The following is a 13342-nucleotide window of genomic DNA, read 5'->3' as shown; positions in this document are numbered from 1 at the left end:
CCGTTCAACCTGGAAGGCCGAGTTCTATGTCACCGCCCGCGATCTCCGCGCCATCAGCGAGCAGCGGCGCCGATACGTCAGCCGACGCGGCACCCCCAGAACCCGCAACGGGCCTGAAGGGCCGGCTCGCCTCCCGTAAGGGCCTGGTGCTGGCCTGCGCCGTTCTGCTCGTCGTTCTCCTCGCCTCGGTTGTGGTGGCCATCGGTCTGGGGGCCGCCGTGATCACGCCGGGGGAGACCGCCCGGTATCTGTGGGCGGCTGTCAGCGGCGGCCGCATCGCATCGGACGAGGTGACTACCTACCAGATCATCTGGCAGATCCGTACACCACGGGTGCTGCTCGCGGCGCTCGTGGGGGCCGGGCTGAGCGCGATCGGCGTGGCCATCCAGGCCATGGTGCGCAACGCGCTCGCCGACCCCTTCGTACTGGGCGTCTCTTCAGGTGCGTCCGTCGGAGCCGTCGGTGTCACGGTCACCGGGGGACTGGCGGCGCTGGGCATCTACGCGGTGTCGGCCGGTGCCTTCATCGGGGCCCTGGTCGCGTCGCTCCTGGTGTATACCGCCTCTTCCAGCCGGGGCGCGCTTTCCCCGCTGCGTCTCGTCCTGACCGGCGTGGCCATGTCGCTGGGCTTCCAAGCGGTGATGAGCCTGATCATCTACTTCGCGCCGGACAGCGAGGCGACCAGCATGGTCCTGTACTGGACGATGGGCAGCTTCGGCGCCGCGACCTGGGGTGCGCTCCCGGTCGTGTCCGTGGTCGTCATTCTCGGCCTGGTGGTGCTGTACCGGTACGGCCGGGCGCTGGACGTGCTGGCCCTCGGGGACGAGACCGCCGCGAGCCTGGGCATCAGCCCCGACCGGCACCGCAAGGCCCTGCTCGTCCTGGCCTCGCTCGTGACGGGGGTGATGGTCGCCGTCAGTGGCGCCATCGCCTTCGTCGGACTGGTCATGCCCCACCTGGTGCGCATGGTGGTCGGCGCCACCCATGCCCGCGTGCTGGCCGTGGCGCCACTGGCCGGGGCGATCTTCATGGTGTGGGTCGACCTGGTGTCCCGGACGCTGGTGGCACCGCGCGAGCTGCCCCTGGGCGTCATTACCGCACTCGTCGGAGTGCCGGTGTTCATCACCTTGATGCGCCGCAAGGGCTACATGTTCGGGAGCCGTTGAGATGGACCTCAGACTTGACGGGCTCTCGGTCGTGACCGACGGCAAGAGCCTGGTACGTGACCTGTCCCTGAACGTGGAGAGCGGCCAGGTCGTGGGCCTGGTCGGCCCGAACGGCAGCGGCAAATCCACCGCCCTCAGGTGCGTGTACCGCGCACTGCGCCCCAGCTCCGGCACCGTCTGGGTGGGCGAGCAGCAACTCTCCCGCCTGACCATGCGCCGCTCCGCACAGGTCATCGCGGCCATGACCCAGGACGGCGCCGTCGACCTCGACTTCACGGTCGAAGAGGTCATCGCACTCGGACGCGCCCCCCACCTTCAGGGCAACCAGGCACTCAGCCGCCGGGAGTGGGAGCTGTGCGAACGGGCGATGGACCAGCTCGACATCCGCCACCTCGCCCGGCGCGGAGTCCTGACGCTCTCGGGCGGGGAACGCCAGCGTGTCCTGCTGGCCCGGGCGCTCGTCCAGGAGCCGAAGATCCTGGTGCTCGACGAGCCGACCAACCACCTCGACGTACGCCGCCAGGTCGAACTGCTCTCGCTCCTGCGCGGCTCGGGACTCACCGTCCTCGTCGTGCTGCACGACCTCAACCTCGCAGCGGCCGCCTGCGACCGCCTCGGCGTGCTCTGCGAAGGCCGCCTCGTCACCACCGGCACGCCCGAGGACGTACTCACCACGGAACTCGTCGACGAGGTGTTCGGGGTCAAGGCCAGCATCGTGTCCCACCCACTGACGGGTGACCCGCAGTTGTTGTACTCGCTCACCCCCTCCCTGTGAAAGGCACCCACCAGGTCATGACCATGACTCGATCTTCCCGCTCGGTGCGGCAGCACACCATCCTCGGCTCCGCGCTCGCGGCCACACTCCTGCTCAGCGGCTGCGGCGCCGAGGTGGAATCGGACGCCAAGGCCGCGTCCGAGAAGGTCACCGTCAACAGGTGCGGTGAGCCGGTCGAATACACGATCCCGAAGCGCGCCGTGGCGTACGAAGGCGGAAGCGCAGACAAGCTGTTCAGCCTCGGCCTGGCCGACCACGTGTACGGCTACGTGATGCCCCCGGCGAACCCGCCGGTGGAAGAGTCACCGTGGGCGAGCGACTACGCCAAGGTGAAGATGCTCAGCGACGATCTCCTCAACAAGGAGATCGTCGTCGAGGCCAAGTCCGATTTCGTCGTGGCCGGCTGGAATTCCGGCTTCAAGGACGAGCGGGGTATCACCCCGGAGATTCTGGACAAGCTCGGGATCCAGAGCTTCATGCACAGCGAGAGCTGTTTCAACTACCCCAAGTACCCAGAGAAGCTCACCCCCTTCGAGGCCCTTTACACCGACCTGGACCGACTGGGCAAGATTTTCCAGGTCCAGGACAAGGCGGATGAGGTCGTCGGTGGGCTGAAGAAGCGCGTGGAGGCAGTCAAGGCGCAGGCGCCCAAGGGCGACCCGGTCCCGGTCTTCCTCTACGACTCGGGCACCGACCAGCCCTTCACCGCGGGCAACCAGGTCCCGCCCAACGACATCATCAAGACCGCCGGCGGCAAGAACATCTTCGACGGCCTCGACGAGCGGTGGACCCAGGTGAACTGGGAGGCCGTAGCCAAGGCCGAGCCGGAAGTCATCATCATCCTCGACTACGGCGACCTGCCCGCCAAGGAGAAGATCGACTTCCTGAAGAAGTCCCCGCACACGAAGGAGTTGCCCGCCGTCAAGAAGAACAACTTCTTCATCCTCAACTACAACGAGGGCATCAGCGGGCCGCGCAACATCGACGGCCTGGAGAAGTTCGCGAAGTATCTGCGCGAACTCCAGAGCTGACCGGGTCGCACCCGCGCCAGGGCCGTGTCCGATCCGCACGGGCCTGGCGCTCTGATTCGCAGGCGCTGAGCCTGGGCGGCTGCTACGCCGTGGAAAGCGCCGCCCACAGACCTCGCGTGGCGGCCGCCGCCACCGTCAGTGGCCCGGATCGGCTGCTGGGTGGGCAGCGGAGGGCCGGGTGCCGCATGGGGAATCGGTTCGCTCACCATCGAGAAAGGCCACAGATGACCGGGACCGCCGCGAGTGAGGCCGACCGCGCCGATCAAGGGCTCGGCTATGCCGTCAACGGCCCGTACTACGACGTGATTTTCCCCGAGCCGGTACGGGTCTCACTGACGGATGCCCTGCGGCGGCTGGTGTCCGGGTCCCGCACGGTTGCCGAGATCGGTCCTGGCACAGGGGTGTTCACCGAGGCGCTGCTGGAGCTGCTGGAGCCGGAGGGCGAGATCTTCGCGATCGAGCCGACGCGCATCATGCGCGCCGCCCTGGTGACGCGGCTGTCCCGCATACCGGCAGCCGCGGACAGAGTGACAGTGCTGCCCGAGGGCGCGCTGGAAGCCGAGGTGGACATACCGCTGGACGCCGTGGTGATGTTCAACATGATCATGCACTTCTCGCCGGAGCAGCGGGCTCGGCTCTGGCACAAGTGGGCCGGCGCGCTCCGGCCCGGCGGAGCGCTGATCATGGAGTCGCAATACCCCCAGACGGCGGCCGCTATCCCGCCCTCGGTGGTCTCTGGCGGCACGCTGGGACGGTACCGCTACGACACCCTCGCGCGGGCAGACGTCGTGGACGAGGATCTGATCCGCTGGGGGATGACCTACCGGACCTGGCGCGGCGACGAACTGATCCGGGAAGAGACCGCGGGGTTCGACTGCCATGTCATCTCCGACGAGACGCTGGCCGCCGAGTTGTCGGCGGTGGGCCTCGAACGACACCCGGCCGCGCCCGAAGGCATCCAGGCATGGCGGCGTCCCCAGGCCCTGTGAGCCACTTCCCCGGGGTCTCGTGCGTCAGCCCCCCACCTGCCCCCGCACGCGGCGGGAGGGAATGAAGCCGTACAGGTCGAGGACGCCGGGCGGGTCGGCGAGCCCGGGCCCGCCCCGCTCGATCCAGGCGGTGATGTCGGCGGTGGCGTCGGTGTCGTTGACCAGGCCGAGCCACACGGGCCGGCCGCCCGCCGCGCGGCCGGCGGTCGAGGGCTGCACGACGACGACGTTGGCGTGCTCGCAGGCGTCCAGGCAGTCGGTGACGCGGACGGTCGCGGTTCCGTCGAGGGCTTGGCGCAGGCCGCGCAGCTGAGCCGCGTGGTCGAGGCCGGGGATCTTCGGCGTGCCGCAGCAGCACCCCCGGCACACGGTGACCGTGCACCGCGCCGCCCCCGCCGACGGGGCGGAGGCGGCAGCGGCAGTACGGCGGGAGCGCTTGCTCACGCGGTGTCCTTCCCGGGGCTTGTCCAGGCGGCCTCGCGCAGCAGGCGCAGGCCGTTGAGGCCGACGATGACGGTGGAGCCCTCGTGTCCGGCGACGCCGAGCGGCAGCGGCAGCGTACCGATCAGGTCCCAGGCGACCAGTACGGCGATGAACGCCCCGGCGATGGCGAGGTTCTGGATCACCAGGCGGCGGGCGGTGCGGGACAGCCGCACGACGGTGGGGATGGTGGCGAGTTCGTCGCGGACCACGACGGCGTCGGCGGTCTCCAGGGCGAGGTCGGAGCCGGCCTTGCCCATGGCGATGCCGGTGTGCGCGGCGGCCAGGGCCGGCGCGTCGTTCACACCATCGCCGACGACCAGAACCTTCCGGCCTTCCTCCTCCCACGCACGGACAGCGGCCACCTTCTCCTCCGGCAGCAGCCCGGCGCGGACATCGGTGATGCCGACCTCGGCGGCCAGATGCCGTGCGGCGCGTTCGTTGTCGCCGGTCAGCAGGGTCGGGGCGCGGCCGGTCAGGGCGGTGAGCGCGGCGACGGTCGCGGCGGCATCGGGCCGCAGCCGGTCGGAGATACCCAGCACCCCGGCCGGATCCCCGTCGATCAGGACCACCACGGCGGTACGCCCGGCGTCCTCCAACCCCTGCACGACGGCATGGGCCTGGCTCGCGTCGGCGCGCGGGAGCCGGTCCGGGGAGCCGACCTGGACGGTGCGGCCCTCGACAGTGGCCGTGACGCCGTGGCCCGGCACGGAGGTGAAGCCGTCCGCGTCGGCCAGGGTCAGATGGCGTTCGCGGGCCGCGTCGACGACGGCTCGGGCCAGCGGGTGCTCGCTGGGGTGCTCGGCGGCGGCCGCCAGGGCCAGCAACTCGTCCTCACTCAGGCCGCTGCCGGTCAACGGGCGGATGTCGGTGACGCGGGGCGTGCCTTCGGTGAGGGTGCCGGTCTTGTCCAGGGCGACGGTGTCGATCTGGCCGAGGCGTTCCATTGCGACAGCGGACTTGGCGAGCACCCCGTGGCGTCCGGCGTTGGCGATGGCCGACAGCAGCGGCGGCATCGTGGACAGCACCACCGCGCACGGTGACGCCACGATCATGAAGGTCATCGCGCGCAGCAGCGCCGACTGCAGGTCATCGCCGAAGAGCAGCGGCACGGCGAAGACCGCCACGGTGGCGGCGACCATCCCGACCGAGTAGCGCTGCTCGATCTTCTCGATGAACAGCTGGGTCGGCGCCTTGGTCTCGGAGGCTTCCTCGACCATCTTCACGATCCGGGCGATCACCGAGTCCGACGGATCCCGCTCCACCCGCACCCGCAGGGCGCCGGTGCCGTTGACCGTGCCGGCGAACACCTCGTCGCCCGCCTCCTTGGCCACCGGCAGCGGCTCGCCGGTGATGGTGGCCTGGTCCACCTCGCTCGCGCCGGCCACGACCCGGCCGTCCGCGCCGACCCGCTCACCGGGCCGCACCAGGATCACGTCCCCGACCGCCAACTGTTCGGCCGGCACACTCTCCTCGCCGCCGTCGGGCAGCAGCCGGGTCGCGGTGGAGGGGGCCAGGTCGAGCAGGCCGCGCACCGAGTCCGCGGTCCGGGCGGTCGCCACCGCCTCCAGGGCGCCAGAGGTGGCGAAGATGACGATCAGCAGCGCGCCGTCCAGGACCTGGCCGATGACGGCGGCACCGAGCGCGGCGACCACCATCAGCAGATCCACGTCCAGGGTCTTGTCCTTCAGGGCCTTCAGGCCCTCCCAGCCCGGCTCCCACCCGCCGGTGACGTAGACGGCGGCATACAGCGGCCCCCACAGCCACACCGGGGCGCCGAGCAGATGCAGCGGCAGCGCGATCAGGAACAGGACCAGCGCCGCGAGCGCCCAGCGGGCCTCGGGCAGCGCCAGGATCCGGGTGCGCCGGCGCGGTGGGGAACCGGCGACGCGGTGCCCGGGCGGCGCGGGGGCGGTCAGCGTGGAAGTCATCAGACGGGTGCCTTCGATGGGGACGGGGGTTTCCGACCCCTCCACGCTACAGGAACATCTGAACAGCTATTCATGCGTTCATTCTCGTATTATGGCCCCATGGGTCACGGACAGAAACCCCCCGCGAGCGACTACGCCGCCCCGCGCACCCGGCTGACGCCGGAGAACGCGCCAAAGGTCGCCGAGACCCTCCAGGCCCTTGCCACCCCCTCCCGGCTGCTGATCCTGGCCCGGCTGCGCGAAGGCCCCTGCGCGGCCACCGAACTCGCCGACGCCGTCGGCATGGAACAGTCCGCCTGCTCCCATCAACTGCGCGTGCTGCGCAACCTCGGCCTGGTCACCGGCACCCGCCGGGGCCGCTCCGTCGTCTACGCCCTGCACGACAACCACGTCGCCGGACTGCTCGACCAGGCCCTGTATCACATCGAGCACCTGCACCTGGGCCTCACCGACCAGCCCGAGAAAGAGCCCATGTCGGTCGCGATCCCATGAAAAGGCGCCCGGGAAGGGGGGCAAGCGGGAGCACCGGGGCGAGAAGGACGAGGACCACTGATCACAGCTGGCCGGCCCGGCTGAAGGCGGGTGCGGCCGTCAGGGAAGAGAGCCGTCGATCGCTGCCGGTCCACCCGGGTCAGACGCTCACGTCGATCACACCTTGCAGCTGAGGAGTCTTACCCCTACCGCACTGATCACTGGAGCCTCCCGCCGGCTGGGCGGCCCGGGCGGCGTTCGACGCCACCGTCCAGGACCCAGGTGACACATCGGCGCCAAATGTGCTGGAGAAGGTGACCCGATCATGAGGGTCGAAGAGCCCACCCTCTGTGGAGGGGGTAGCGGGCTCTGACGTGCAGGGGCAGGGTGGTTCCCCCGTGCTGGCCTGCTCCTGCGCAGACCTGTAGGCGCGGCGGGCGATCGTGGCAGGTCGCCCGGGCCTTCAATATGGGTAGGGCGACAGGGACCGGCTTCAGGGCTTTCGGAGCCTGACGGTCGCAGTGAGTACGGTTGTCAGGGGCGAATGATGCGGTGGTTTCCCGGTTTCGCCGACCTGGGGACAAGTGCTACAAGTGCCGGGTCTCGGTCAGGCGGGGGTGACGTTCTCGGCTTGGGGTCCCTTGGGGCCCTGCGTCACGTCGAACTGGACCCTCTGGCCCTCGTTGAGTTCGCGGTAGCCGGTACTGGCGATGGCCGAGTAGTGGACAAACACGTCGGGGCCGCCGCCGTCCTGGGCAATGAAGCCGAAACCCTTCTCCGCGTTGAACCATTTCACAATGCCCGTAGCCATTTTGATCTCCTTCATGGGCACAGCGTGAGTTCGCCTGCTGCGCCGTTGTCTTTTTGCCGTCCGACTTCCCAGGGCTGCGGAGGTTAATACTCCAGCCGTAGTTCGTGATCTCGATCGTGAGGGGCGCCGAGGAGGCAGCTGGCAGCGTCGATCATCTGGACGAGACCGACCACGCTGTCGCGGGCGTTCGTTTCCTTCTCCGCCTACCCGAGTCCACCGAGACGGAGGGCGTTCCTTATCTCGCTGAGCTTCGCGGTCGTCGCCGGGGTCCACTCCTTCGCCCGCTCACCGAGACGGAGGGCGTTCTCGATCTCGCTGAGTTTCGCGGAGGACAGGGCGCCCGCCCGCTCGATCAGGTCGTCCCGGGACACGGTGGTCAGCCACGTGCAAGGGGTAAAACCCGGACGCGGGAACGCGAACCGAAGCACGCCTTCAAAGGGCAGTCCTTCCACGGCGCCTACTGCCACTTCGACGCCCAGACCGGTGATGTCGACACCCGCCCGAGCGACGACCTGCATCACCCGGATCCCGGACGCGTCGTCTCCCGACAGCAGCACGACCGGCCGCCGCTCGTCGAACTCCACCCACCAGACTTCGCCACGTTGCACATGTCCTCCTGACACAGGACGGCGGGCGGACGCTGCGCGACCCCGACGCGCTGTGGAGACGGGTGCGGCCACCCGTTGATCATCGGTGTGTGAAGACAAACGATCACGCGGTGGCCGCAGGTCACAGCGTAGACCCTGCCCGCTGGCAGGAGGCGTTCGAGGGCCTGATGAGCCGGATAGCGGGACGGTTCACACGGGTCGAACCCCGGTTCCGGGTCCGGAAGTTGGTGCTCGGACTGCTGTCGGACCTGCCGCGCAAGAACTGCTGGACCATCGCCGAATGGGCCGGGGAGAGGACCCCGGACGGCGTGCAGCACCTGCTGGGGCGGGCCAAGTGGGACGCCGACCGGGTCCGCGACGATGTGTGTGACTACGTGGTGGACCACCTGCACGACGACCAGGCGGTACTGGTGGTCGACGAGACCGGGGACGTGAAGAAGGGCACCGGCACGGTCGGCGTCCAGCGCCAGTACACCGGCACCGCGGGCAGGATCGAAATGCCCAGGTCGCCGTCTACCTGGTCTACGCCGGCCGGCGCGGGCACGCGGCAGTGGACCGGGAACTGTACGTCCCGCGTTCATGGACCTCCGACCCTGACCGCTGCCGGGATGCCGGACTCGACCAGGACACCGCCTTCGCCACCAAGCCGGAACTGGCCACTCGTATGGTTGCCCGGTTCCTGGACGCCGACCACCAGGCCGCATGGGTCGCCGGCGACGAGGTCTACGGCGGCAACCCCAGGCTGCGAACCGCACTGGAGGAACGCGGCACCGGCTACGTCCTCGCGGTGGCCTGCTCGCACGAAGTCACCACCGGGGCGGGGAAGTTCCGTGCGGACACCCTGGCCAAGAAGGTGCCCAAGCGGGCCTGCCAGAAGCTCTCCGCAGGGGCCGGGGCCAAGGGCCACCGTTTCTACGACTGGGCAGTCATCGACCTCGCCGACCCCCGACCCGGGAGTCGTCAGCTGCTGATCCGCCGTAACCGCAGCACCGGCGAACTCGCCTACTGCCGCTGCTACTCGCCCGCACCCGTGCCGCTGACCGTGCTGGTCAGAGTCGCTGGATCAAGATGGCGGGTGGAGGAGTTCTTCCAGTCGGGCAAGGGCCTGGCCGCACTCGACGAGCACCAGGTCCGCCGCTATGCCTCCTGGTCCCGCTGGGGCACCCTCGCCATGCTCGCGCCGCCTTCCTCGCCGTCGTACGCGCAGACGAGCACACCCGCCCCGCACCCGATGCCCTCATTCCACTCACCTGCAACGAGATCCAGCGCCTGTTCATCACACTCGTTGTCCGACCCGTCCACGATGCCGCCCACCGGCTCGGTTGGTCCGACTGGCGGCGCCGCCACCAGGCCCGATCCCAGACCAGCCACTACCGTCGACAAGCCACTCAGGCATGAAGATCACGATCTACGGCTGGAGTACTATGCAGAACGGCGAAGCTCCTGGTAGACGGGTTTTCGACCAAGATGACCCGTGCTTGCCAGGGGCTTTGCGTGCTTGCGTACCCGTCGTCGATCGATCTGTCCCACCGCACCCTGCGCTTCCTGACCACGCGGCTCCGTGCCCAGCAGCGCGAGATCGGGACCCGGTGGCGACGGCTGTCTGCCGGCCGTCAGGCCCTGCTCGCCCTCGCTCATCTGCGGTGCGGGGACACCTACGCGCGGCTCGCCGCCGGGTTCGGCATCGGCGTCGCGACCGTATACCGCTACATACGTGAGGTAATCGACGTCCTGGCCGCCGCCGCGCCGACTCTGAGCGAGGCGATGAAGACCATGCAGGTGAAAGCCTTCGTGATCCTGGATGGCACCCTGCTGCCGATCGACCGGATCGCCGCCGACACCCCGTACTACTCCGGAAAACACAAACGCCACGGCATGAACGTCCAGGTCCTCACCGACCCGTTCGGCCGACTGCTGTGGGCCTCACCGGCATTGCCCGGATCGACCCATAACCTGACCGCCGCGCGGCGCCACGGCATCATCGACGCACTCGCCGAGGCCGACGTGAAGTGCTGGGCGGACAAGGCTTACCAGGGCGCCGGGCGCCCCGTCCGGGTGCCGTTCAGGGCTCGTCGGCTCAAACGCTGGAAACGGCGACACAACAGCACCCACGCCAAGATCCGCTGCCTCGGCGAACAGGCCATGGCCACCCTCAAGAGCTGGCGCCTCCTGCGGAAGCTTCGCTGCAGCACGACCCGGATCACCGACATCGTGAAGGCTGTCGTCGTCCTTCACCATGCCTCAACCTGAGGTTAGAAAGGGTTCCGTGAGTTTTGACATCTTCGTGTGCCGGTTCGAGAACGGTGAGCCGGCGGCGCTGGACATGAGTGCCGCGCACGAGGTCCTCGGCCCCCATGTGGTGGCGCGGGACCCTGAGACGAACTTCCTGCTGGTGCGTACGGCGGAGAGGGAGGAGGCAGGTGTGTACTTCAACAACCCGACCGGCATCACCTTCAACCGCTTCGGCGGGGACGGGATCATGGACCTCCTGGCCGTCCTGCTGCGACGGCTGGATGCCGTGCTCGTCGTCCCGGGCGGGCCGACCGTGATCCAGCGGGACGAGGACCAGGAGCTTCTGCCCGCTGCCCTCAGGGACGAGTGGCCCGTCGTCGTGGCCCGTACCGGCGCGGAGATCGACCGGGCGATCCGGGCTTCCTGACCGAATGAGCGAGGGGCCGGCCCCGGTGCGCGTCACCGGAAGCAGCCCCGTGAAGACCGTTCTCGTCCTTCATCACGCCTCAACCTGAGGTTGGAAAAGGCTCACTGGGCGCCGGGCAGAGGGGGTGTTCCGAAGACACGGGAGAACCAGGAGCGGAGAGCGCGCCTTCATATCGTTCCGCATCTGGGCGAGCTCCCGCTCAGAAACATCACGGCGGCCGAACTCCGCGCGTACATATCCAAGTTGGAGACAACAGTCTCCTCGGTCGACTACCGGGGCGGCATCCTGTCCGAGCTGTCCAGCATTCTGGAGGCGGCCGTCGACGACAAGCGGCTCGCCAGGAACCCCATGCACGCGAAGTCCGTACGGTGGCCGAAGGCGCCGAAGGAGCGACGCGAAGCGTGGTCGCTGGAGAGGGCAGTCCGAGTCCGGGACGAGATCAGCCCTCGGCACCGGATATCCGTCGTACTTGGACTCGGGTGCGGACTTCGGCAGGGCGAAGTCTTCGGTTTGAGCCCGGAGGACATCGACTATGCCCGAGGTGTCCTCCATGTTCGTCGCCAAGTTCAGGCGATCAAGGGGAGGTTGTACTTCGCCTTGCCGAAGGGGGCGAAAACGTGCATCGTCGACATGCCCTCCTCGGTGGCCGACGAGCTGAAGCGTCACGTCGAAACCTTCCCGCCGGTAGAGGTGGAGCTCCCCTGGGGAAAGCCGGAGGCGGACAAGCAGCGGAAGAAGTTCTCCCTCCTGCTCACCACCCGATTCGGCAACGCCGTGGCGGTGAACACGTGGAATACCTACACCTGGAAGCCGGCGCTGGCCAAGGCCGGCGTCATTCCGCCGCGCGACAAGGGTGCGAAGGACTGGTGGGAGGCGGCGCCGAAGGACGGCTTCCACGTGCTGCGGCACACCTACGCTTCGATCATGCTGGAGGCGGGGGAGTCCGTGGTGACGCTGGCCCGATGGCTCGGGCACTCCTCCCCGGCTGTCACGCTTGGTTACTATGCTCACTTCATGCCGGAGGCCGGAAGTAAGGGGCGCACCGCCATTGACGGACTGCTGGGGAGAACGGGAGACGAGCATGCCGGCCGAAACTCCCCAGATTCTCCCCAGGGCTGAGCGGGGAGTTTTTGCCGGATTGCACCGCGTTGGAGCTGGCCGTGAAATGTAAGGCAATCGAGCTGTGGGACCTTTGAAGATGCTGAGAAAGGTCACTGCCACCCGCTACATCGAGCCCCTGCGATCCGGCGGCTCCGTCCCGGGCGTCGTAGAGGCCGACGACCTGGGCACGTACGTCGTGAAGTTCACCGCCTCCGCGCAGGGCCGCAAGGCGCTGGTCGCCGAGGTGATCGTCGGTGAGCTGGCGCGGGCGCTGGGGCTGCGCTTCCCGGAGCTGGTCCTGGTGCACTTCGACCCGGTGATCGCCGGGCACGAGGAGCACCAGGAGGTACGCAACCTGCACGCGTCCAGCGCCGGCGTCAATCTGGGCATGGACTATCTGCCGGGCGCGCGGGACTTCACGCCGGAGGTCGCCGACGCCTTCCGGGTCGATCCGCTGGAGGCCGGACGGATCGTCTGGCTCGACGCGCTGACCGCGAACGTCGACCGTACGGTGCACAGCTCGAACCTGATGATCTGGCCGACGCTCGGCATCGCCCCGCCCCGGCTCTGGCTGATCGACCACGGCGCGGCCCTGGTCTTCCACCACCGCTGGGACCTGTCGGCGCCCGAGAAGTCGTACGACTTCCGCCATCACGCCCTCGGCCACTACGCGCCCGACGTACGGGCCGCGAACGCCGAGCTGGCGCCCAAGGTGACCGAGGAGCTGCTGCGCGAGGTCGTGTCGGAGGTACCGGACGCCTGGCTGCTCGGCGAGCTGGACTTCGCCACGCCCCAGGAGGTCCGGGAGGCATACGTCGGCTACCTGCACGCGCGCGTGCGGGCGTCCGACGTTTGGCTGCCGACTGATTTCCCCACCCGGGAGGAGATCGCCGCCGAGGAGGCCCTGCGCGCGGCGAGGACACAGCGAGGCAGGCCGAAATGGCTCAAGCAGGTCCCCGACCTGCACGGCAAACCGGCCGCGGAACAGGATTGGTCGGTGCATCCGGGATGACGTCCGAGAGCCAGCCCGTAGGGGAGAACCAGCGTGTGCAGATCGAGTACTGCACCCAGTGCCGGTGGCTGCCGCGGGCGGCCTGGCTGGCGCAGGAGCTGCTGACGACCTTCGAGGCCGAACTGACCGAGCTGTCCCTCAAGCCCGGCACGGGCGGTGTCTTCGTCGTGCGCGTGAACGACGAGGTGGTGTGGGACCGGCGGGAACAGGGCTTCCCGGAGCCGACGGCGGTCAAGCGGCTCGTACGCGACCGAGTGGCCCCGGGGAAGTCCCTGGGCCACTCGGACAAGTGAGCGGTTCTTAAGCGC

Annotated in this window: 14 protein-coding genes and 1 pseudogene; 11 read left to right on the top strand and 4 right to left on the bottom strand. The window is 68.8% G+C overall.

Annotated features, from left to right (window positions below; all coding sequences use genetic code 11):
- Positions 1–146 precede the first annotated feature (146 nt).
- From SSP24_RS05900 to SSP24_RS43350, 4 genes are all read left to right on the top strand, one after another.
- Positions 147–1166, top strand: a complete 1020-nt coding sequence (locus tag SSP24_RS05900) for a FecCD family ABC transporter permease (protein WP_141307769.1) — start codon at positions 147–149, stop codon at positions 1164–1166.
- Position 1167: 1 nt separating this feature from the next.
- Positions 1168–1941: an ABC transporter ATP-binding protein gene (locus tag SSP24_RS05895; RefSeq protein ID WP_141307693.1), complete on the top strand. Its 774-nt coding sequence runs from the start codon at positions 1168–1170 to the stop codon at positions 1939–1941.
- Positions 1942–1964: 23 nt separating this feature from the next.
- Complete coding sequence (locus tag SSP24_RS43355) at positions 1965–2972, top strand: ABC transporter substrate-binding protein (RefSeq protein ID WP_373306631.1); 1008 nt, start codon at positions 1965–1967, stop codon at positions 2970–2972.
- A 224-nt stretch (positions 2973–3196) separates the two neighbouring features.
- A complete protein-coding gene (locus tag SSP24_RS43350) occupies positions 3197–3961 on the top strand; it encodes a methyltransferase (RefSeq protein WP_174864599.1) in 765 nt (254 codons plus the stop codon).
- A gap of 24 nt (positions 3962–3985) precedes the next feature.
- On the opposite strand, the gene SSP24_RS05880 is transcribed toward SSP24_RS43350, so the two are convergent.
- Positions 3986–4405: a (2Fe-2S) ferredoxin domain-containing protein gene (locus SSP24_RS05880; RefSeq protein ID WP_141307690.1), complete on the bottom strand. Its 420-nt coding sequence runs from the start codon at positions 4403–4405 to the stop codon at positions 3986–3988.
- Positions 4402–6372 carry a heavy metal translocating P-type ATPase gene (locus tag SSP24_RS05875; protein ID WP_141307689.1) on the bottom strand — a complete coding sequence of 657 codons (1971 nt, stop codon included), beginning with the start codon at positions 6370–6372 and terminating at the stop codon, positions 4402–4404. Before SSP24_RS05875 ends, SSP24_RS05880 begins: the two co-directional genes overlap by 4 nt.
- 99 nt (positions 6373–6471) lie before the next feature.
- Between SSP24_RS05875 and SSP24_RS05870 the strand changes: the two genes are divergently transcribed.
- Complete coding sequence (locus tag SSP24_RS05870; RefSeq protein ID WP_141307688.1) at positions 6472–6864, top strand: ArsR/SmtB family transcription factor; 393 nt, start codon at positions 6472–6474, stop codon at positions 6862–6864.
- A 586-nt stretch (positions 6865–7450) separates the two neighbouring features.
- Here SSP24_RS05870 and SSP24_RS05865 read toward each other — a convergent pair.
- Together SSP24_RS05865 and SSP24_RS05860 are read right to left on the bottom strand one after the other, a co-directional pair.
- Entirely contained in the window at positions 7451–7654 is a 204-nt protein-coding gene (locus SSP24_RS05865; RefSeq protein WP_141307768.1) for a cold-shock protein, read from the bottom strand.
- Positions 7655–7857: 203 nt separating this feature from the next.
- Positions 7858–8262: a type II toxin-antitoxin system PemK/MazF family toxin gene (locus SSP24_RS05860; protein WP_141307687.1), complete on the bottom strand. Its 405-nt coding sequence runs from the start codon at positions 8260–8262 to the stop codon at positions 7858–7860.
- Between the two features lie 167 nt (positions 8263–8429).
- Between SSP24_RS05860 and SSP24_RS05855 the strand changes: the two are divergent.
- The 6 genes and pseudogenes from SSP24_RS05855 (at position 8430) to SSP24_RS05830 (ending at position 13327) form a co-directional block, all read left to right on the top strand.
- Positions 8430–9660, top strand: a pseudogene (locus SSP24_RS05855) (IS701 family transposase).
- A 96-nt stretch (positions 9661–9756) separates the two neighbouring features.
- Positions 9757–10512, top strand: a complete 756-nt coding sequence (locus SSP24_RS05850) for a transposase family protein (RefSeq protein WP_141307686.1) — start codon at positions 9757–9759, stop codon at positions 10510–10512.
- Positions 10513–10528: 16 nt separating this feature from the next.
- The gene (locus SSP24_RS05845; protein WP_141307685.1) at positions 10529–10921 is read left to right on the top strand and encodes a hypothetical protein; all 393 of its coding nucleotides are present in this window, start codon (positions 10529–10531) and stop codon (positions 10919–10921) included.
- A gap of 90 nt (positions 10922–11011) precedes the next feature.
- The gene (locus SSP24_RS05840) at positions 11012–12040 is read left to right on the top strand and encodes a tyrosine-type recombinase/integrase (protein ID WP_229864756.1); all 1029 of its coding nucleotides are present in this window, start codon (positions 11012–11014) and stop codon (positions 12038–12040) included.
- 79 nt (positions 12041–12119) lie between these two features.
- On the top strand, positions 12120–13034 hold the full coding sequence (locus SSP24_RS05835) for a HipA family kinase (protein ID WP_141307683.1): 915 nt from the start codon (positions 12120–12122) through the stop codon (positions 13032–13034).
- Positions 13031–13327: an Rdx family protein gene (locus SSP24_RS05830; protein ID WP_141307682.1), complete on the top strand. Its 297-nt coding sequence runs from the start codon at positions 13031–13033 to the stop codon at positions 13325–13327. Before SSP24_RS05835 ends, SSP24_RS05830 begins: the two co-directional genes overlap by 4 nt.
- The last annotated feature ends 15 nt before the right edge of the window (positions 13328–13342 follow it).

Origin of the sequence: Streptomyces spinoverrucosus (assembly GCF_006539505.1) — a bacterium.
Classification (GTDB): domain Bacteria; phylum Actinomycetota; class Actinomycetes; order Streptomycetales; family Streptomycetaceae; genus Streptomyces; species Streptomyces spinoverrucosus.
The sequence above is the reverse complement of the archived record's forward strand: the minus strand, read 5'-3'. Positions and strand labels throughout refer to the sequence as shown.